Source organism: Nocardioides flavescens (genome assembly GCF_009823805.1).
Taxonomy (GTDB): Bacteria; Actinomycetota; Actinomycetes; order Propionibacteriales; family Nocardioidaceae; genus Nocardioides; species Nocardioides flavescens.
This window is the reverse complement of sequence record NZ_WUEK01000003.1, coordinates 232402-251901: the sequence shown is the minus strand read 5'-3', so window position 1 is coordinate 251901 and position 19500 is coordinate 232402. Positions and strand designations below refer to the sequence as shown.

The 19500-nt window shown below is 72.5% G+C and carries 19 protein-coding genes, 2 tRNA genes and 1 other RNA gene; 9 read left to right on the top strand and 13 right to left on the bottom strand.

What is annotated here, in order from left to right:
• Positions 1-42 precede the first annotated feature (42 nt).
• Together bagA and bagB are read left to right on the top strand one after the other, a co-directional pair.
• The gene (gene bagA / locus GRQ65_RS06330) at positions 43-1044 is read left to right on the top strand and encodes an ATPase BagA (protein WP_160876302.1); all 1002 of its coding nucleotides are present in this window, start codon (positions 43-45) and stop codon (positions 1042-1044) included.
• Positions 1041-2261: an ArsA family ATPase gene (gene bagB, locus GRQ65_RS06325; protein WP_337191529.1), complete on the top strand. Its 1221-nt coding sequence runs from the start codon at positions 1041-1043 to the stop codon at positions 2259-2261. The genes bagA and bagB overlap by 4 nt, the downstream gene beginning before the upstream one ends.
• A gap of 168 nt (positions 2262-2429) precedes the next feature.
• Here bagB and GRQ65_RS06320 read toward each other — a convergent pair whose 3' ends face one another.
• Positions 2430-2720, bottom strand: coding sequence for a WhiB family transcriptional regulator (locus tag GRQ65_RS06320; protein WP_160876300.1), 291 nt, complete (start codon positions 2718-2720; stop codon positions 2430-2432).
• 412 nt (positions 2721-3132) lie between these two features.
• On the opposite strand from GRQ65_RS06320, the gene GRQ65_RS06315 reads away from it, so the two are divergent.
• The 3 genes from GRQ65_RS06315 (at position 3133) to GRQ65_RS06305 (ending at position 6640) form a co-directional block, all read left to right on the top strand.
• Positions 3133-5283 carry a transglycosylase domain-containing protein gene (locus tag GRQ65_RS06315; protein WP_202387743.1) on the top strand — a complete coding sequence of 717 codons (2151 nt, stop codon included), beginning with the start codon at positions 3133-3135 and terminating at the stop codon, positions 5281-5283.
• 164 nt (positions 5284-5447) lie between these two features.
• Positions 5448-5945, top strand: a complete 498-nt coding sequence (locus GRQ65_RS06310) for a sigma-70 family RNA polymerase sigma factor (protein ID WP_160876296.1) — start codon at positions 5448-5450, stop codon at positions 5943-5945.
• Positions 5942-6640 carry a hypothetical protein gene (locus tag GRQ65_RS06305; protein WP_160876294.1) on the top strand — a complete coding sequence of 233 codons (699 nt, stop codon included), beginning with the start codon at positions 5942-5944 and terminating at the stop codon, positions 6638-6640. Before GRQ65_RS06310 ends, GRQ65_RS06305 begins: the two co-directional genes overlap by 4 nt.
• On the opposite strand, the gene GRQ65_RS06300 is transcribed toward GRQ65_RS06305, so the two are convergent.
• Positions 6619-7002 (bottom strand): hypothetical protein, encoded by a 384-nt coding sequence (locus GRQ65_RS06300; RefSeq protein WP_160876292.1) that lies wholly within the window; start codon positions 7000-7002, stop codon positions 6619-6621. The two genes, GRQ65_RS06305 and GRQ65_RS06300, sit on opposite strands and share 22 nt — an antisense overlap.
• A gap of 6 nt (positions 7003-7008) precedes the next feature.
• Positions 7009-7467 (bottom strand): GatB/YqeY domain-containing protein, encoded by a 459-nt coding sequence (locus tag GRQ65_RS06295; RefSeq protein WP_160876290.1) that lies wholly within the window; start codon positions 7465-7467, stop codon positions 7009-7011.
• A gap of 26 nt (positions 7468-7493) precedes the next feature.
• Between GRQ65_RS06295 and GRQ65_RS06290 the strand changes: the two genes are divergently transcribed.
• Both GRQ65_RS06290 and GRQ65_RS06285 read left to right on the top strand, forming a co-directional pair.
• Positions 7494-8441 (top strand): metallophosphoesterase, encoded by a 948-nt coding sequence (locus tag GRQ65_RS06290; RefSeq protein WP_160876288.1) that lies wholly within the window; start codon positions 7494-7496, stop codon positions 8439-8441.
• A gap of 42 nt (positions 8442-8483) precedes the next feature.
• Positions 8484-8557 (top strand) — tRNA-Pro (locus GRQ65_RS06285).
• 141 nt (positions 8558-8698) lie between these two features.
• On the opposite strand, the gene GRQ65_RS06280 is transcribed toward GRQ65_RS06285, so the two are convergent.
• Positions 8699-9010: an Lrp/AsnC family transcriptional regulator gene (locus GRQ65_RS06280; protein WP_237447796.1), complete on the bottom strand. Its 312-nt coding sequence runs from the start codon at positions 9008-9010 to the stop codon at positions 8699-8701.
• Between the two features lie 263 nt (positions 9011-9273).
• Between GRQ65_RS06280 and GRQ65_RS06275 the strand changes: the two genes are divergently transcribed.
• Positions 9274-10017: a hypothetical protein gene (locus GRQ65_RS06275; RefSeq protein WP_160876284.1), complete on the top strand. Its 744-nt coding sequence runs from the start codon at positions 9274-9276 to the stop codon at positions 10015-10017.
• 12 nt (positions 10018-10029) lie between these two features.
• Here GRQ65_RS06275 and GRQ65_RS06270 read toward each other — a convergent pair whose 3' ends face one another.
• The 6 genes from GRQ65_RS06270 to ffs form a co-directional block, all read right to left on the bottom strand.
• Complete coding sequence (locus GRQ65_RS06270) at positions 10030-11091, bottom strand: aspartate-semialdehyde dehydrogenase (RefSeq protein WP_160876282.1); 1062 nt, start codon at positions 11089-11091, stop codon at positions 10030-10032.
• Positions 11088-12359 (bottom strand): aspartate kinase, encoded by a 1272-nt coding sequence (locus GRQ65_RS06265; protein WP_160876280.1) that lies wholly within the window; start codon positions 12357-12359, stop codon positions 11088-11090. Before GRQ65_RS06265 ends, GRQ65_RS06270 begins: the two co-directional genes overlap by 4 nt.
• A 132-nt stretch (positions 12360-12491) precedes the next feature.
• On the bottom strand, positions 12492-13088 hold the full coding sequence (recR, locus tag GRQ65_RS06260) for a recombination mediator RecR (RefSeq protein ID WP_160876278.1): 597 nt from the start codon (positions 13086-13088) through the stop codon (positions 12492-12494).
• Between the two features lie 6 nt (positions 13089-13094).
• Positions 13095-13469, bottom strand: a complete 375-nt coding sequence (locus tag GRQ65_RS06255; protein ID WP_337191528.1) for a YbaB/EbfC family nucleoid-associated protein — start codon at positions 13467-13469, stop codon at positions 13095-13097.
• A gap of 40 nt (positions 13470-13509) precedes the next feature.
• The gene (locus GRQ65_RS06250) at positions 13510-15741 is read right to left on the bottom strand and encodes a DNA polymerase III subunit gamma and tau (protein ID WP_160876275.1); all 2232 of its coding nucleotides are present in this window, start codon (positions 15739-15741) and stop codon (positions 13510-13512) included.
• 78 nt (positions 15742-15819) lie between these two features.
• An RNA gene (gene ffs / locus GRQ65_RS06245) (signal recognition particle sRNA small type) lies at positions 15820-15910 on the bottom strand.
• Positions 15911-15996: 86 nt separating this feature from the next.
• Here ffs and GRQ65_RS06240 point away from each other — a divergent pair.
• Positions 15997-16085 (top strand) — tRNA-Ser (locus tag GRQ65_RS06240).
• A gap of 57 nt (positions 16086-16142) precedes the next feature.
• Here the strand turns inward: GRQ65_RS06240 and GRQ65_RS06235 are convergent.
• Genes GRQ65_RS06235 through eccB form a run of 3 tightly spaced genes read right to left on the bottom strand, consistent with a single transcriptional unit; the run spans position 16143 to position 19497 of the window.
• Positions 16143-16646: a ribonuclease H family protein gene (locus GRQ65_RS06235; protein ID WP_337191527.1), complete on the bottom strand. Its 504-nt coding sequence runs from the start codon at positions 16644-16646 to the stop codon at positions 16143-16145.
• Positions 16643-17974 carry a S8 family serine peptidase gene (locus GRQ65_RS06230; protein WP_160876273.1) on the bottom strand — a complete coding sequence of 444 codons (1332 nt, stop codon included), beginning with the start codon at positions 17972-17974 and terminating at the stop codon, positions 16643-16645. Before GRQ65_RS06230 ends, GRQ65_RS06235 begins: the two co-directional genes overlap by 4 nt.
• Positions 17971-19497, bottom strand: a complete 1527-nt coding sequence (eccB, locus tag GRQ65_RS06225; RefSeq protein ID WP_160876271.1) for a type VII secretion protein EccB — start codon at positions 19495-19497, stop codon at positions 17971-17973. Before eccB ends, GRQ65_RS06230 begins: the two co-directional genes overlap by 4 nt.
• Positions 19498-19500 lie beyond the last annotated feature (3 nt).

The following is a 19500-nucleotide window of genomic DNA, read 5'->3' as shown; positions in this document are numbered from 1 at the left end:
GTTCCCCTGACGGCGTTGTGACTGCTCAGTAGGGTCGGGGTCGTGAGTGACTGGCCCCGGGTGCGGCTGCACGTGGTGACGGGCAAGGGGGGCACCGGCAAGTCGACCGTCGCGGCGGCGCTGGCCCTCGCCCTCGCCTCCCACGGCAAGAACGTCCTGCTCTGCGAGGTGGAGGGACGTCAGGGCATCGCGCGGATGTTCGACGTCGACCCGCTGCCCTTCGAGGAGCGCCGCATCGCCGCCGGCCTCACCGGTGCCGACGGCGCGAGCCCCGGGGCGGTGCACGCGCTGCACATCGACCCGGAGGCGGCGCTGCTGGAGTACCTCTCCCTCTACTACCGCCTCGGCCGCGCCGGCCGCGCCCTCGACAAGTTCGGCGTCGTGGAGTTCGCGACGACGATCGCGCCGGGCGTGCGCGACGTCCTGCTCACCGGCAAGATCTACGAGGCCGTGCAGCGCAACGCACGCAACAAGGGCGCCATCGAGTACGACGCCGTCGTCCTCGACGCCCCGCCCACGGGCCGGATCACCCAGTTCCTCAACGTCTCCGAGGTCGCCGGCGGCTTGGCCAAGGTCGGTCCGATCAAGAACCAGTCGGACACGATGATGACGCTCTTCCGCTCGCCGCGCACCGCGATCCACTTCGTCACCGTGCTGGAGGAGATGCCCGTGCAGGAGACCGCCGACGGCATCGAGGAGGTGCGCGCGGCCGGCCTGCCGGTCGGCGGTGTCGTCGTCAACCTCACCCGCCCCCGCGACCTGCGGGTCAAGGACCTCGGGGTGGCCCGCCGCGGCGAGCTCGACCGCGACGGCGTGGCCGCCGACCTCGCGCGGGTCGGCGTCGCCGGCGGCGACACGATGGTCGACGGCCTGCTGCACGAGGCCCAGGAGCACGCGGTGCGCCGGGCGCTCGAGGACAGCCAGCGCAAGCTCGTCAAGGAGCTCGACGTGCCGTCGTACGAGCTCTCGCGGCTGCCGCAGGGCATCGACCTCGGCGGGCTCTACGAGCTCGCCGCCTCGCTGCGCCAGCAGGGGCTCGCGTGAGCCGCCCGCACCACCGGGTCGGCCCCCTCGCCGCTGCCCCCGGCTCCGCGCCCGTGCTCGACGTCGACGCGCTCCTCGACGACCCGCAGACCGGCATCATCGTCTGCTGCGGCTCCGGTGGCGTCGGCAAGACGACCACGTCGGCGGCCCTCGCGCTGCGCGCCGCCGAGCGCGGCCGCAAGGTCGTGGTGCTGACCATCGACCCCGCGCGCCGCCTCGCCCAGTCGATGGGCATCGCCGCCCTGGACAACACCCCGCGCCCCGTCGCGGGCGTCGAGGGCGAGGGCTCGCTCGACGCGATGATGCTCGACATGAAGCGCACCTTCGACGAGGTCGTGGAGAGCCAGGCCTCGCCGGAGAAGGCGCAGCAGATCCTCGAGAACCCCTTCTACGTCGCGCTCTCGAGCTCCTTCGCCGGCACGCAGGAGTACATGGCGATGGAGAAGCTGGGCCAGCTGCGCCGCGACGCCCAGCGCGACGGCACCTACGACCTCATCGTTGTCGACACCCCGCCCTCGCGCTCGGCGCTGGACTTCCTCGACGCGCCCGACCGGCTCTCGTCGTTCCTCGACGGCCGCTTCGTCAAGCTGCTGCTCGCGCCCGCCCGCGGCCCGGCGCGGCTGATGACCGCCGGCCTCGGCATCGTCACGAGCGCGCTGTCGAAGATCCTGGGCGGGGCCTTCCTGCGCGACCTGCAGACCTTCATCGCCGCGATCGACACCGTCTTCGGCGGCTTCCGGGTCCGGGCGCAGCAGACCTACGCGCTGCTGCAGGCCCCCGGCACGGCGTTCCTCGTGGTCGCCGCACCCGAGCCGGACGCCCTGCGCGAGGCGGCGTACTTCGTCGAGCGCCTGGGCCAGGAGCAGATGCCGCTGGCCGGCCTGGTGGTCAACCGCGCGTCGCGCGCACCGCTGGGCGACCTGTCGGCCGACGAGGCGATGGCCGCGAGCGCGCGGCTCAAGCGCGAGTCGGCGGGCTCGGAGACCGCGCCGGTGACGGCGGGGCTGCTGCGCCTGCACGCCGACCGCGCGCGGATGGTGGAGCGGGAGGCGACGCTGCGCGAGCGGTTCGCCGCGGCCCACCCGAGCATCGCGACCGCGGTGGTGCCGGCACTGGCCGGCGACGTGCACGACCTCGACGGCCTGCGGGTCGTGGGCGGGCTGCTCGCCGGAGATGTCGCCGGAGATGTCGCCGGAGATGTCGCCGGGGAGGAGTGAAGTCCCCTCCACGCGCTGGCGGCCGGTCGAAGGCCACCAGGAGGTGGCGTCAACCGGCCGCGAGCGGGTCCTGACGACGGCCAGGAGCTGTGGGGTGGGGGTGGTGCTGGTCTGGGTGGTGCTGGTCTGGGTGCTGCTGTGCTGGCTCGAAGGTGCTCGAGCGGGTGATCAAGCGGAGATCTCGTGGTCCGAGATCGCCTTGACGCGCGCCGTCTCGAGGACGTGACGCCACGAGGAGGTGGGCTTGCGACGCAGCAGGGCACGGCGCTCGCGCTCCGTCATGCCGCCCCACACGCCCCACTCGATCTGGTTGTCGAGCGCCTCCGCGAGGCACTCGGTGCGCACCGGGCAGCCGGTGCACAGCTGCTTGGCCTTGTTCTGCTCGGCGCCACGGACGAAGAGCTCATCCGGCTGTGCCTGCCGGCACGCCGCCTTGGGGGTCCAGTCCTCGATCCACATGTCGTTACCTGCTGTTCTCCGAGAAAGGGTCTTGTCCGCCGGTGAGGCGGCTGTCCCGGGGGTCCTGCCACATCCATCAATCCCCGTGCTACAGAAACTACGAATTTCCTGAGAGTCGGAGTACGGGTGTACGGACGGACCTGCATAGCCCAGAATGACTAGTCATTAGTGACTAGTCGGCACCCCAGCCGTGGCACGTCCGGGCATCTCGCGAGCATCTGGACCCCGTTCGAGGGCCTATTTGTGGGCCGGTTGTGGGTGTGTCGTTCCCGGATCGTGCGACAGGTGTCTGCTCTGGCCCCAGCGGCCCCTGGGGCGGCCTGGGGTGTGCCGGGGCTCCCCTGGCGCCCGGTCGGCCAGGTGCGAGGAACGCGCTGGTCTGGGCCGCCTCACGTACCCTGATGCGGTGTCCATGCCTCCCCAGGAGCGGCTCCCCGCCTACCGTGTGCTGACCCACCTCGGGCTGATGGTCGCGGTCTCGGCCGTGCTCGGCCTGGTCGTGGCCGGCCTCGCCGTCCCGTTCGCCGGGGTCGCGGGGCTCGGCGCCCGCAACGTCTCCAAGGGCATGGCCGACCTGCCCGAGGAGCTCGAGACGCAGCCGCTGTCGCAGCGCACGACGATCCTCGACGCCGACGGCAACCGGATCGCCTCGCTCTACGACGAGAACCGCGTGACGGTCCCGCTCAAGGGCATCTCGCGCACGATGGTCAAGGCACTCGTCGCCATCGAGGACTACCGCTTCTACCAGCACGGCGCCCTCGACCTGAAGGGCACGCTGCGCGCGCTCATCACCAACCAGGCCAGCGACGGCGTGGTCCAGGGTGGCTCCTCGATCACCCAGCAGCTGGTGAAGCTGACGCTGCAGAGCCAGGCCAAGACGCCCGAGGAGCTCAAGGCCGCGACGGCGGACACCTACGCCCGCAAGCTCAAGGAGCTGCGCTACGCGATCGCGCTGGAGCAGACGCACTCCAAGGACTGGATCCTCGAGCGCTACCTCAACACCGCCTACTTCGGCGACGGCGCCTACGGCATCCAGTCGGCCGCGCGGCACTACTTCGACGTCAACGCCCGCGACCTCAACGTCCGCCAGTCCGCGGTCCTGGCCGGCCTGGTGAAGAACCCCACCGGCTACGACCCGACCAACTACCCCGACCGCGCGATCGAGCGGCGCAACGTCGTCCTCGACCGGATGGCCCAGCTCAACGTCATCCCCCGCGAGAAGGCCGACAAGGCCAAGGAGAAGGACCTCGGGCTCAAGGTGACCGAGACGAGCAGCGGCTGCCTCAACTCCACGGCGCCGTTCTTCTGCGACTTCGTCGTCGAGTACCTCCTCGACGACGAGTCCCTCGGTAAGACCCGCGACGAGCGCGAGAACCTGCTGAAGACCGGTGGACTCACCATCCAGACCACGCTCTCGATGAGCGACCAGCAGGCTGCCGACGCCGGCGTGCAGAACCATGTCCAGCAGTCCGACCCGGCCATCGGGGCTCTGGCCATCGTCCAGCCCGGCACCGGGAACGTCGTCGCCCTCGCTCAGTCGCGCCCCATGGGGGTCAATCCCAAGAAGAACGAGACCTTCGTCAACTACACCATTCCGCGCGAGTACGGCGGCTCCAACGGCTTCCAGCCCGGCTCGACCTTCAAGGCCTTCACCCTCGCCGCCGCCCTGGACATGGGGATGCCGTTGAGCACGGCGTACAACGCGCCGTCACCGATGACGTTCGACCAAGCAGACTTCGCCAACTGCCCCGGACAGCCCGGCTTCGTCGGCCCCTACCCCGTCAGCAACTCGACGTCCACGCCCACCGGCTCGTACATGAACATGTACGGCGGCACGCGCTACTCCATCAACACCTACTTCCTGCAGCTTGAAGAAGCCACCGGTGTCTGCAAGCCGTTCGAGCTCGCCAAGGCCATGGGCGTGCGGCTGACGGACCCGGCCGTCGAGCGCTTCCCGTCGTTCACGCTCGGCGTCACGGACGCCTCCCCGCTCGAGATGGCCGAGGCCTACGCGACGTTCGCAGCCCGGGGCCTGCACTGCGACTCGCGGCCGGTCACTCAGATCAAGGACGCCAACGGCACCGTCCTCAAGGACTACGCCTCCAACTGCCAGCAGGTCATGCAGCAGACGACCGCCGACGCGGTCAACGACGTGTTGCGCGGAGTCATCGAGGGAGGCTTCGCCGACGCGCAGCGGCTGAGCGTGCCGGCCGCCGGGAAGACCGGCACCACCTCCGCTCAGAAGGCGGTCTGGTTCGCCGGCTACACCACCAAGTACGCCGCTGCCGCGACCATCGCCGGCATCACGCCGGCGGGGGTTCCCGACGAGCTCCCCGGGAAGACCATCAGCGGCTCCTACATCTACGAGGCCTCCGGGTCTGGCTTCGCCGCCCCGATCTGGGGCGACGCCCTGAAGGCCATCACGGCTGGTGACCCGTACGAGGACTTCGTACCCCCGACGACGGCGGGTGCCGGCGACACCGTCCCCTACGTCCCGCCCGCGCCGAACAACGGCGGCCGAGGTGGCGACGGCCGAGGCCCTCGCGGTCCTCGGGGTCGCTGAGGTCGAGGCCTTGGTCGGCGCGGCTCCGCCATCGCCAGTTCCGGGACCGGCGGAGCGACGCGCCGCGCGAACTGCCTCGCCCGCTTTAGCTTCGCCTGGTCTGCAACATTTCCAGGGATGCCGGCCTCTTCTAGGGTGTGACGACGACAGCGGACCCTCCGACCGTGCAGCGCCACACCTCCTTCGAAGAGTTGGTGCACGCGACCGGGACGCGGATGCTGCGGACCGCCGTCCTCCTGTGCGGCGACCACCAGCGCGGCGAGGACCTCGCTCAGAGCGCCTACTCGGTTGCGTTCACGAAGTGGCGCCTGGTCTCCAGAGCGGACGATCCGGCAGCGTACGTGCGCACCATCATGATGCGCCTCTACCTGCGTGAGCAGCGCCGGCACCGGGTGCGCGAGGTGCCGCTCGTCGACGACATGCACAGTGAGGTGATCGACCCGTCGCTGCGTCTGTCCCTGCTCTCGGCGCTGACGACGCTGCCCGACCTCGACCGGGCGGTCGTCGTCCTGCGGTTCTGGGAGGATCTGTCGATCGCGCAGACCTCTGCCCAGCTCGACATCACTGAATCAGCCTGCCGCACGCGCTCCTCGCGTGCGCTCGCACGTTTGCGCTCCCGATTCCCCGAGCTCGCTCAGACCGCGGAGGACGACATCTCGTGACGACGATCCACGATCAGCTCGCCGACTCCGTCGGCGACGTCCACACCGACCTCTCTGCCCTCGCCGTCGCCGCGCGCGCCAAGGGCCTCGCCCGCCGGCGGCAACGGCGCGCTCTCGGCGCTGTCGGCGCCGTCACTGCCGCCCTCGTGGTCGGCACGGCCGTGCACGCCCTCGCACCCGCCCCGCTCATGCCGTCGACGGTCGTGGCGACCGACTCCGGTGCCCACGAGGCCCATGCCGGAGCGGACACCTCGCTCGTCGCGCTGGACGGTCGCGCCACCGCCGGGCTCCTCGCTGACGCCGTCGCAGCGCAGGGCCTCGCAGCTTCGGCGAGTCGGGGGCAGGGCGATGCCGCCGGTTCGGGCGAGACCTACGCAGAGATCGGCATCGACGGTGTCCCAGGCGCGAGAATCGAGGTCAACGTCCAGCACGTCCCGGTGTCGTCAGCTCCGGCTGAGCTCGTCGCCGGCCGCCGCGACGACGACAAGATCGGCACCGACACCTGGGTCGCGATCCGCACGGATCACCAAGGCGGGCTCCGGGTCACCGTTCAGCTCGTCGTCCCCGAGGGGCAGAGCCGTCCCCTCACCGTCGAGCAGCTGAAGGAGCTCGCGGCGGACGCGTCGTGGGCGTTCGACGTGCCGGCCACCGCGTCCGGCGAGGCGCCGGAGCCCTACACCTCGCTGGGGCGGTGAGACGAGATCCAGAGCCAGGTGACGGCTGCGGGCCCCAGCAACAGGACGGCGACCACCGTCTCGTGAGTAAGACCGGGGGTCCCGTCGAGCGCGACGACGGCCGCGAGGAGAGCAGCCGACGCCAGGGTCTGCAGCGTCAGCGCGCCGAGATGCACCGCTCGCGACCACGGGACACTCAGGGCGATGGCGCAGGCGAAGTCCACGAGAGTGAGCACGGCGAAGGGCGCTCCGATGAGCAATGCCGCGAGGACCGGCTCGGCGCCCGCTCGTGAACCTGACTCGGCTGAGTAGCCGGCTGCGCCGGCCATGACCATCAGGACCGCGCTCGCCACCGGGGCGAGCCAGGGCACGACCCGGGACACGCCCTGTCAGCCGAGCTGGCGGCGTACCTCGGCGGCGACGGCACCGCCGTCGGCGCGGCCCTTGACCTGGGGCTGGACGACGCCCATCACCTTGCCCATGGCGCGCATGCCCTCGCCGGCGGCGCCGGTCTGCTCGACGGCGGCGCGGACGAGCTCGGCGATCTCCTCGGTGGTGAGCTGCTCGGGGAGGTAGTCGGCGATCACGGCCGCCTCGGCGCGCTCCTTGGCCGCCATCTCGGCACGGCCGCCGTCGTCGAACGCCGTGGCCGCCTCGCGCCGCTTCTTGCCCTCGCTGGACAGGACGCCGACCACCTCGTCGTCGCTGAGCTCGCGGGCCGACTTGCCGGCCACCTCGGCGTTGGTGATCGCCGTGAGCACCATGCGCAGTGTGGAGGAGCGCACCTCGTCACGCGCCTTCATCGCGGTGGTGAGGTCGGTGCGCAGACGGTCCTTGAGCGTGGCCATGGACTCGATTGTGGCAGCCTTGTCGAATGAGTTCCGTGCGCGCCCTCGCCCGCCTCACGGGCGGCGTCGCAGCCACCGGAGCCGCCCTCGGGACCGCGCTGACGGCGTACGCCGTGTGGGAGGCCCGGCAGTACACCCTGCGCCGCGTGAGCGTGCCGGTGCTGCCCGCGGGCGCCCGTCCGCTGCGTGTGCTGCACCTGAGCGACCTGCACCTCACGCCCGGCCAGACGCGCAAGCAGGAGTGGCTCGCGGGCCTCGCCACGCTGCGGCCCGACCTCGTCGTCGACACCGGCGACAACCTCGCGCACGCCGAGGCCGTGCCGGTCGTGCGCGACGCGCTCGGCACTCTGCTCGACGCTCCCGGGGTGTTCGTCTTCGGGTCCAACGACTACTTCCGTCCCTCGCTGCGCAACCCCGTGCGCTACCTGCTGCCCGACACCGGCAAGCGCCACACCGACGTCCCCCAGCTGCCGTGGCGCGAGCTCCGCTCGACGTTCACCGACGCCGGCTGGGTCGACCTCACCAACCGTCGCGCAACCGTCCGCGTCGGCGACCTCACGCTGGCCTTCGCCGGCGTCGACGACCCCCACCTGTCCTACGACCGCCTCGACGAGGTCGCAGGACCGGCCGAGACGGCCGCAGACGTGCGGCTGGGCGTCGCGCACGCGCCGTACCTCCGGGTGCTCGACCAGTTCGCCGCCGACGGCTACGACGCCGTCCTCGCGGGCCACACCCACGGCGGCCAGGTGTGCCTGCCCGGGGGCCGCGCGCTCACCACCAACTGCGACCTCGACCCCGCCCGCGCCCGGGGCCTGCACCGCCACCCGGCCGACTCCCGACCCGGTGACCCGGCCTCGTCGTGGCTGCACGTCAGCGCCGGTCTCGGCACTTCGCCGTACGCCCGGATCCGCGTCGCGTGCCGCCCCGAGGCCACCCTCTTGACGCTGGTGCCGGGCGATTGGGAGCGGCACTGAGGGCTCCGGTATGCTCCTGGCTTCGTGAGCCCCGGCTCACATCGGGCTGTGGCGCAGCTTGGTAGCGCGCCTCGTTCGGGACGAGGAGGCCGCAGGTTCAAATCCTGTCAGCCCGACTCCTCACCACCACGACCCCCGGTCGCTCCTCGCGGAGCGGCCGGGGGTTCGTCGTTCCCGACCCGGGCCCGCGCCCGTCGTCCGGGTACGCCGAAGCACCGGACCACCTCGCGGTGGCCCGGTGCTGTCGGATCGGTGGGTCAGGCGGTGCCGCTGCGGGCGTCGTCGTCGTCCTGGACGTCGACGACCCGGCTGAAGCGCTCCCAGGCGGCCTGGCGCGAGACGCCGAGGGCCTTGCCGATCTCGGCGTAGGAGATGCGCCGCTCACGGATGAGCGAGACCCACTGACGCAGGAACCGGTCGACCTGGGCGGCGTCGGCGGCGATCTTGGGCAGCGTGCCCAGCATCTCCGCGTCCGTGAGCCGGTCCCAGCCGGGCGTGACGAGCTGCTCGCCGTCCTCCGCGGCCTCGACGGCCGAGGTGTAGTAGGACAGGCAGTCCGTGCAGATCATCGCGCCGAGGCCACCCGCCAGACGGGTCTCGGCACTGCCTTGCTGACCACAAAATGAGCATGACCACGAGGTCACCCTGAAGTCCATCAAGCCCCCCTAGGACTGAACTTCTTGACGCTTCGGAACGATACAAGACGAAATCACTCAATTACCCACGGGGGTACCACGTGTCGGTGACACGATGTACCACCCCTTCGTCGGGGCGAACATAGCGCTGTCGGGTCCCCACTCCATCTTCGCGGCGTTCTGCGAGACTGGCGCCCATGAGCGGGAGGGACGACGCACACGACACCGAGCCCGACCCCGGGCAGGACTCCGGGCCGTCGCTCGAGGCGCCGTCGCTCTTCGGCCGCAAGCGCCGCCGCAAGCCGGCTGCCGCGCCACAGCCGGATCCCCAGCCCGAACCTCAGCCCGGTCCTGAGCCCACCGCACTGACCCGGCCGGAGCCAGAGCGGACGCCGGAGCCCGAGCCGGTCCCCGAGCCGACCGTCGAGGTGACGCAGCCGCAGCCGGTCGTGGCCGCACCGGCCCCCGTCCGCCCGCCGGTCCCGCGCGCGGAGCCGGCTCGCGTGCCGGAGGAGAAGGCTCCGCGCAGCCGCTCGCTGCAGCTGCCTCAGGTGCCCGGGCTCACCGGTCGCCGCGTAGTGGCGGTCATCGGCGCGGTCGTCGGCCTGCTCGTCGTCCTCGCCACCCTGGCCGCGCAGGGGCTCTGCTCGGTCGTGCGCGGCACGTCGTCGTGCGGGGGCGGCGGGTTCTTCCTGCTCGTCGCCATCCTCGTCGTCGCCGCGGTCGCCGGAGGCGCGCTGCTGCGCGCTGTGGGCGAGCCCGAGCCGGGCAGCACGGCCGTGCTGGCCGTGGCGCTGCTCAGCGTGGTCACGCTGCTCTTCCTCGCCGGTCAGCTGTTCGAGTGGTGGATGGCGATCGCCATCCCGCTGGTGTCAGTGGTGATGTTCCTGGTGTCGCACTGGGTCACCACGACCTACGCCGACTCCAGCGACCGGGCCTGAGGCCCGGGGCTCTCAGAGCCCGGCGGCGACCAGCTCCGCGATCTGCACGGTGTTGAGGGCGGCGCCCTTGCGCAGGTTGTCGTTGGAGATGAACAGCGCGAGGCCGCGGTCGTCCGGCACACCCGGGTCGGTGCGGATGCGACCGACGTACGACGGGTCGCGGCCGGCGGCCAGCAGCGGGTTGGGCACGTCGGCGAGCTCGACGCCCGGGGCGTCGGCGAGCAGCTCGCGGGCGCGGTCGGGGGTCAGGGCACGCTCGAACTCCGCGTTGATGGCCAGCGAGTGGCCGGTGAAGACCGGGACGCGCACGCACAGCCCGGAGACGCGCAGGTCGGGCAGACCGAGAATCTTGCGCGACTCGTTGCGCAGCTTCTTCTCCTCGTCGGTCTCGTCGAGACCGTCGTCGACGATCGAGCCCGCCAGCGGCACGACGTTGTAGGCGATCGTGGTGACGTACTTGTCGGGCTCGGGGAAGCTGACCGCCGAGCCGTCGTAGGCCAGCTCACGGGCCTTGTCGCCGGCCGCGGCGACCTGACCGGCGAGCTCCTTCACACCGGCGACGCCGGACCCGGATACGGCCTGGTAGGTCGAGGCGATGAGGCGGGTCAGGCCGGCCTCGTCGTGCAGCACCTTCAGCACCGGCATCGCGGCCATCGTGGTGCAGTTGGGGTTGGCGATGATGCCCTTGCGGGCCTCGCCGATCGCCTCGGGGTTGACCTCGGAGACCACGAGCGGGATCTCGGGGTCCATGCGGAACGCCGAGGAGTTGTCGACGACCAGCACGCCTGCCTCGGCGAAGCGCGGCGCCTGGGCGCGCGAGGTCGTGGCCCCGGCCGAGAACAGCGCGATGTCGAGACCGCTCGGGTCCGCGGTGGCGGCGTCCTCGACGGTGATCTCGCGGACGCCGTCGGGCGCGGCGTAGGGCAGCACGGTGCCGGCCGAGCGGGCCGAGGCGAAGAAGCGGATGTCGCCGACGGGGAACGCGCGCTCCTCGAGGATCTGGCGCATCGCGACGCCGACCTGTCCGGTGGCGCCGACGATCCCGATGTTGACCGGGCGCGAGGGACCGCTCATCGGCCGGTGCCGCCGTAGACGACGGCCTCGACCTCGGTCGAGTCCAGGTCGAACGCCGTGTGGGCCGCCCGGACCCCCTCGTCGACCTGCGACTCGTCGACGATCACCGAGATGCGGATCTCGGAGGTCGAGATCATGCCGATGTTGACCCCGGCCGAGGCGAGCGCCGAGAAGAACTTCGCGGTGACGCCGGGGTGGCTGCGCATGCCGGCGCCGATCAGCGAGATCTTGCCGACCTGGTCGTCGTAGAGGAGCTTGTCGAAGCCGACCTCGTCCTGGATCTTCGCCAGCGCGGCCATCGCCTGGGTGCCGTCGGCGCGCGGGAGGGTGAAGGAGATGTCGGTCAGGCCGGTCGCGGCCGCCGAGACGTTCTGCACGACCATGTCGAGGTTGACCTCGACCGCGGCGAGGGCCTCGAAGATGCGGGCCGCCTCCCCCACCTTGTCGGGCACGCCGACGACGGTGATCTTGGCTTCGCTGCGGTCGTGGGCGACGCCGGAGATGATGGCCTGTTCCACGGGTTGTTCTCCCTCGGGGGTCGGCACGATCCAGGTGCCCTCCTTCTGCGAGAAGGAGGAGCGCACGTGGACCGGCATCTGGTGGCGCCGCGCGTACTCGACGCAGCGCAGGTGCAGGATCTTGGCGCCGGAGGCGGCCATCTCGAGCATCTCCTCGGTGGAGACGCTGTCGAGCTTGCGGGCGGTCTTCACGATCCGCGGGTCGGCGGTGAAGACGCCGTCGACGTCGCTGTAGATCTCGCAGACCTCCGCACCCAGGGCCGCCGCGAGGGCGACGGCCGTGGTGTCGGACGCGCCGCGTCCGAGCGTGGTGATGTCCTTGGTGTCCTGCGAGACGCCCTGGAAGCCGGCCACGATGGCGATCGCACCCTCGGCGATCGCCGCCTCGATGCGGCCGGGCGAGATGTCGATGATCTTGGCGCGGCCGTGCACCGAGTCGGTGATGACGCCCGCCTGCGAGCCGGTGAAGGACTTGGCGGTGTGGCCGAGCTGGGCGATCGCCATCGCGACCAGCGCCATCGAGATGCGCTCGCCGGAGGTCAGCAGCATGTCGAGCTCGCGCGGCGGCGGCAGCGGGCTCACCTGCTGGGCGAGGTCGCGCAGCTCGTCGGTGGTGTCGCCCATCGCGCTCACCACCACCACGACGTCGTGCCCGTCGCGCTTGGTGTTGACGATGCGCTGGGCGACCCTCTTGATGCCTGCGGCGTCGGCGACGGACGAGCCGCCGTACTTCTGCACGACAATGCCCACGGGTCGGGTCCTCACGGTGTCGGGTGCGGTGGGTGCGGACCCGCGACGCTCCACGGGCCGCCGTGAATTCTACGGCCCGCCCGGTCCGACCCTGCGGTCATCTCACGGGCGGGAGGTCCGGCCCCGCAGCGGTCAGCGGGCGCTGCGGCGGCCGGCGAGGGCGCGGCCGAGGGTGACCTCGTCGGCGTACTCGAGGTCGCCGCCGACCGGGAGGCCGCTGGCCAACCGGGTGACGGTGAGGTCGAAGTCCTTGAGGAGCCGGGTGAGGTAGGTCGCGGTCGCCTCGCCCTCGAGGTTGGGGTCGGTCGCGAGGATCAGCTCGGTCACGGTGCCGTCGCCGAGGCGGGTCATCAGCTCGCGGATGCGCAGCTGGTCGGGCCCGATGCCGTCGATGGGGCTGATCGCCCCGCCCAGGACGTGGTAGCGGCCCTTGAACTCACGGGTCCGCTCGACCGCGACGACGTCCTTGTACTCCTCGACCACGCACAGCACCGTCGGGTCGCGCCGCGGGTCGCGACAGATCCGGCAGGTCTCCTCCTCGGAGACGTTGAAGCAGATCGAGCAGAACTTCACCCGCGCCTTGACCTGCACGAGCACGTCGGCCAGGCGGCGTACGTCGGTCTCCTCCGCCTGCAGGAGGTGGAAGGCGATCCGCTGGGCGCTCTTGGGCCCGATCCCGGGCAGCCGCCCGAGCTCGTCGATGAGGTCCTGGACCACGCCCTCGTACATCGGGGGTCAGAAGCCGAGCTGGCCCGGCTGAGGCGCGCCGGGGATGTCGCCGAGACCACCGGCGAGCGGGCCGAGCGCCTCGGCGGCGGCCGCGTCGGCCTTCGCCTTGGCGTCGCGGTAGGCCGCGACGACCATGTCGCCGAGGTCGGAGAGGTCCTCGGCGTCGGAGCCGTCGAAGCTGCCGGGCGCGATCGTGACCTGCACCAGCTCGCCGACGCCGTTGACGCGCACGGTCACGGCGCCGACGGTGCCGTCGACCTCCTGCTCGTGGAGGCGCTCCTGCGCCTCCTGGAGCTGCTGCTGCATCTGCTGGGCCTGCTGCAGCAGGGCGTTCATGTCGAAGCCACCGCCACCCAGGGCCTCGAAGGGGTTCTGGCTCACGCGTGTGCCTTCCTGTGGGGTGTGCGAACGGAGGTGCCGGTCACGATCGGGGGATCTCCTCGATGACCGCGGCGCCGAGCTCCCGGGCGAGGAGGTCCTCGGTGCCGATGTCGTCCTGCTCGACGTCGAGGTCGTCGCGGCTGGCGTCGGCGTCGGCCGAGGCGACGCTGCGGCCCTGGTCGTCGACGGCCGGGCCCTGCGCCGAGGCCTGCTTGATCGCCTCGCGGGCCGCGGCGGCGCCGCGCGCCGCGACACCCGGGTCCTTCGCCGGCTGCTCCGTGGCCCGCTGCTCACGCGCCGGGGCGGGAGCGGGCTCGCGCTCGGGCGGCGGCTCGGGAGCCGACTCGTCGGCCCACGCCGGCGGCTCCGGGGCGGGCGGGGCGGCTGGTGCGGCGGGTGCGCGCGGCTCCGGCTCCGGCGGCTGCGGGGCGGGTGCGGGCGGCTGAGGGTCGGTCGCCGCCTTGGTGACCGTCGGCGCCCCGGAGGGCTGGGCCCCCGGGTCGACGACCGTCTCGATCTTCCAGTCGGCCCCGACGACGTCGATGGCCGCCTGGTGCACGACCTCGGCGCACCCGCTCGAGGCGAAGCTCTCCCGCGCGCCGGCGTTGGCGAACCCGAGGGTGAGGACCCGGCCGTCGAGGCCGATGACCTGGCAGTTCTGCGTGAGGTGGATCCACGCCATCCGGCGCCGGGTCTTGGTCGCCTCGACGACGTCGGGCCACAGCCGTCGCACGTCGACGAGCGAGAGCGTGCTGCCGCCGGGGGCAGCGGCCGGAGCCGACGACGCGGCCGGAGCCTGCGCAGGCACGGGCTCCGGGGCCGGCTCGGGGCGGGCCGGCGGCGTCGGTGCAGCCGGTGGAGCGGGTGCCGCCGCGGCCTCCGGCTCGTCCTCGTACGACGAGCGCGACATCGCCGCCGGTCGGGTCATCGCCGGCGGGCGGGCCGGCGGTGCGTCGGCAGGTGCGACCGGACCGGGCGGCTCGGGCTCGCGGGCCGGCGCGGGCCGGTCCTGGGCCGGGGGCGGCGTCGCGGGCGGCGCCTCGGCGGGCGGTGCCGGCGTCGCGGGGTTGACCGCGGGCGGCGCCGCGGCGCTGGGCGTGCCGGTGATCGACACGCGTCGCTCGAGCCGGTCGAGCCGGGCGGCCAGCCCTTCCGAGGAGTGGTCGGCTCCCGGCAGCAGCACCCGGGCGCAGAGCAGCTCGAGCAGCAGCCGCGGTGCCGTCGCACCCCGCATCTCGGTCAGCCCCGTCGCGAGGATGTCGGCGGCCCGGCTGAGGTCGGCAGCACCGAAGCGCGCCGCCTGGGCGACCAGCCGCTCACCCTGGTCCTCGGAGACGTCGATGAGGCCCGAGCCCGTGGCTCCGGGCACCGCGGCGACGATGACCAGGTCGCGCAGGCGCCGCAGCAGGTCCTCGGTGAACCGGCGCGGGTCCTGACCGGTCTCGATGACCTTGTCGACCACACCGAACACCGCCGAACCATCGGCGGCCGCGAACGCGTCGACGACCTCGTCGAGCAGCGAGTCGGGGGTGTAGCCGAGCAGCCCCGCCGCCAGCTCGTGGGTCACACCCGCCGGGCCGGCGCCGCCGATCAGCTGGTCGAGGACCGAGAGGGTGTCGCGCGCCGACCCGCCTCCCGCGCGTACGACGAGGGGCAGGGCCGCCTGCTCGACCTCGACCGACTCCTTCGCGCAGAGCTCGGTGAGGTAGGACGACATCAGCCGCGGCGGGATCAGCCGGAACGGGTAGTGGTGGGTGCGCGAGCGGATGGTCGCGATGACCTTCTCCGGCTCGGTCGTGGCGAAGATGAAGCGCAGGTGCTCCGGGGGCTCCTCGACCAGCTTGAGCAGCGCGTTGAAGCCCTGCGTCGAGACCATGTGGGCCTCGTCGATGATGTAGACCTTGTAGCGGCTGCGCACCGGCGCGAAGAACGCCTTCTCGCGCAGGTCGCGGGCGTCGTCGACGCCGCCGTGAGAGGCCGCGTCGATCTCGATGACGTCGATCGAGCCGGGCCCGCCGCGGGCCAGGTCGCGGCACGACTCGCAGACGCCGCACGGGTCGGAGACCGGCGCCTGCTCGCAGTTGAGCGCGCGGGCGAGGATGCGCGCACTGGTCGTCTTGCCGCACCCGCGCGGGCCGCTGAAGAGGTAGGCGTGGTTGACCCGGTTGGCCGCGAGGGCGGCGCGCAGCGGCTCCGTCACGTGCTCCTGACCGATGACCTCCGCGAAGGTCTCGGGCCGGTAGCGCCGGTACAGCGCGAGGTGGGGCTCCACGGTCACGACCCTAGTCGGCGGCTCCGACAGTCGGGAGGCGCGTGGACGTCGGGCCCACCCGCACGTCCCCGGAGACGAAGAGGCCCCCCGCGTACCCGGCAGAGCCCACTGACCCTTGCTGCCTTCCGGCCCTGGGGGAGTTGGGTGAGGTGCCGCCACACGGGGGGTTGCCCCGAGTGTAGGTGAGGCGGTGGACGGGCTCCAACGCCGGTCCCGATTCGTCGGCGCCCGCGCGGGGCTTGTACATTCTCCGGCGGAGGATTCGCCTAGTGGCCTATGGCGCTCGCTTGGAAAGCGGGTTGGGTTAACAGCCCTCAGGGGTTCGAATCCCCTATCCTCCGCCACTCTCTTCACGGGCCCGCGGGCCCGACCCGCATCGTGTCCCGGACGCAGGGCCCGCCTCAGCCGCGGGCAGCCTCGACGGCGAGCTGGTCGACGAAGTCGTTCATGGTGTGGCCCGAGTGGCCCTTGACCCAGCGGAACGCCACGTCGCCACGCTCGACGACCAGGGTCACCAGCGGCTCCCACAGGTCGCGGTTGGCGACGGGCTGACGCGAGGAGTTGGTCCAGCCGCGGGCCAGCCAGCCGGCGTACCACCGGTCGCGGAAGCAGTTGACGACGTAGGTCGAGTCGGAGACGACCACCAGCGGTCCGTCGAGCGAGCGCACCGCCTCGAGCGCGGCACGGACCTCCATGCGCTGGTTGGTCGACGGGGCCTCGCGACCGGAGTCGAAGGCGTCCTGCGACAGCGCCCACGCCCAGCCGCCCGGGCCGGGGTTGCCCGAGCACGCGCCGTCGGTGAACACCTCGCGGGCGCCCTCGGGTGCGGCCATGTCGGCCGGGCGGGGACGGGTGGCGCGGCGGGCGCGGACGGGACGACTGGAGCGGCTGGGGGCTGGGGTCACAAGCCCGAGACAGTACGCCGTCGCCGGGCCAGCACCGGGCGCAGGATCAGCGCCAGGAGCAGCGCGCCGCCGCCGACCAGCCCCCACCACACGGCGTTGGCCCGGGTCGAGGCGAGCAGGTCCGGCGGGTCCTCCGGCGCCGAGACCTGCTGCTGCTGCTCGATGACCCCGTCGTCGCCGAGCACGGTGCCCTGCTCGTCCATGGTGAGCGGTCGGCTGAGGGCCTCGTCGACCTGGACCTCGCCGGCCCCCAGGAGGGTGTTCGGGACGTCGGTGCGCCCGTTGGCGGTGTGGAGCAGCCGCGAGACGGCCCGCCCGGGCGACTCGTCGTAGTAGGACTGCAGCAGGGCGAGCGCGCCGCTCACCGAGGCCGTGGCCCACGACGTCGCGGGCGCCTCCAGGGTGCAGGTGCCGCCGACCGCGGCGTAGGAGACGGCCCCGGCGGTGGGCGCGGCGATCATCGTCGCGGAGTTCTCGAGGACGTAGGTGTAGGGGTCGGTGCCGTCCGGCAGGCCCGTCATCGAGGCGTTGACCGCCAGCACCCGCCTGAAGTCGGCCGGGTGGACGACATCCTTCGCGTCCTCCCCCGGCCGGTGCACCGAGAAGTCGTCGACGAGGTAGGAGGTGTCGGTGTCCTCGTTGGGGCGGTTGCCGGTCGGGGCCACCACGACGACGCCGAGCTTCCACAGCCGCGCGATCCGCTTCTGGATCCCGCGGTCGTCGAACGGCAGCGCGAGGGCGATCGTCGCGACCTTGATGTTGAGCTCGCGCGCCCGCGCGATGACGACGTCGAGGCCGTCGAGGACGTTCTGCAGGGTGATGCCGGAGACGTCGGCGTCCTCGGCCTGCGCGGCCGGGTCGTCGTAGACCTGGACGTCGAGCAGCTGCGCGCCCGGCGCGATGCCGACGGCGCCGCCGGCCTCCTCCGGTCGGGCGGGACCGGCGATCAGCCCGGCCACGGCGGTGCCGTGGTAATAGGTCGGCGGCTGCTTCACGCCCGGCACGGGGCTGTGCTGCACGGTGAAGCCGAGACCGTCGGGGATGCCCGAGTCGAGCACGGCGACGGTGACCCCCTGCCCCGGCACCCGGCCCATGGCCTCGAGCTCGGCCGTCGCCTCGGGCACGCCCATCGCCTCGAGCGGCTCGCTCGGCCGGGTCGCGGCGTAGGTGTCGGTGCTGGACACGTCGGCGGACAGCTGGCTGCAGTCGGCCTCCACCTCCGCGGCGTACGCCGGCACGGCGGTGCCCAGGCCGGCCCCGGTGCCGAGAGCTGCGGTCAGGGCGGCCCCGGCGAGCGCACCGGCGCCGAGGCGGCGCCGACGCGTCACTGCGTCTCCGCGAGCTGCTGGCAACCGGCGGGTGCGCCGTTGTCCACCGGCCCGGCCGAGGCGCTCGGGTCGGTCGGCGACGGGGTCGGGGTCGGGGCGGCCGACGCGGCGGCATCGCCCGGGCCGGCCGGTGGGCAGAGCGCGCGGGAGGTCGACAGGGCGACCCCCTCGGAGAACAGCTTGAGCCACGAGTCGGGCACGAACGACTCCTCGGTGTCGTCGTAGCCGAGCTTGGCGACGGTGTCGCCGCCGACGAGGGCGTAGGACTGACCGCGCGGGTCGATGACGTAGGCCGAGGAGCTGGTGGTCTCGTCCCAGTCGCCCGAGCGGACGAAGGCGCCCCGCCCGCGGTCGATGTCGACGCTCTTGAGACCGGCGTCGACGTCGTCGCCGACGGCCGCGGTCTCGTCGGGGTCTCCGGCGAGGTCGACGAGCGGCACGTCGGCGTGGCGGGCGTCGAGGCGGGCGCAGACCTGACCGCGGACCTCCTCGAGCGTGGTGCTGGGCCAGTGGGCGTCGCGGTAGGGCAGGGTCGCACTGGGGATGGGTGGGCGCTCGGTCTGGAGCTCCTCGGGGACCGCGTCGGGGCGCCCGGGCACCGGGCTGTTGGCGTAGACCTGCAGCGCGAACGCATCGAGCGGCACGGCCTTGCCGTCGGCGGTGAAGTAGGCGCCACCGTCGCCGGACGGGTCGACGACGTAGTCGCCGACCTTGGCGCCCGCGGGCAGGTCGGGGTTGTCGAGGGGCTCGCCGAAGCCGTCCACGGCGAACGACGCGAGGCTGAGCTCGGCGCCCTCGGGGAAGAGCCCGAGCCACTCCTGCGGCACGGTCGGGGCGTCGACCTCGCTCTGAAGCCCCAGGGCGCCGAGCAGCAGGTCGTTGGTCTCGCTCTGCGGCAGCAGGTAACGGTGGGCACGGGCCTGGTCGAGGTCGTAGTCGGACGACGACTTTGCGACGACCCAGAACTGGCCCTCGCTCTGCACCACGACGCCGCCGCCGTCGGCGACGGTGACGTGGGGGTCCTCGGAGACCGTGACCGCGATGCCGCGACCGTCGTCGGTGCACGCGGTCCACCCGGACTCGATGAACTGCTGCGGTCGCGGCAAGGTCTGCGGCGCGCCGGCGATCCCGATCGGCTCGCCGGGCGTCTGGTCCTCGATGACGTCCTGGTCGACGTACGTCGGGGCGAGGTCCGCGCCGAGGATCAGCTGGGCGGAGGTGATGTTGATGACCGGGATCAGCTGGGGCTGCGAGGACTTCTCGAGGATGACGTAGGGCGCGGCCTGCTGCCGACTGACGACCAGGCCGACCTGGTTCCAGTCCTCCTCGGTGCGCGAGGCCAGGACCGAGGCGATCGCCGCGCCGGCGACGAGCAGGACGGCCAGGGCGAGGCCGCCGACCACCGTGCGCCCGGGGCGCGACGGCTCGACCTCGCGTCCGCCCGGGGCGCCGGAGAGGAACGCCGTGACGAGACGGCGGCGCGAGAACGCGTAGGCCTCGACGAGGTCCTTCTTGGTCGCCACCCG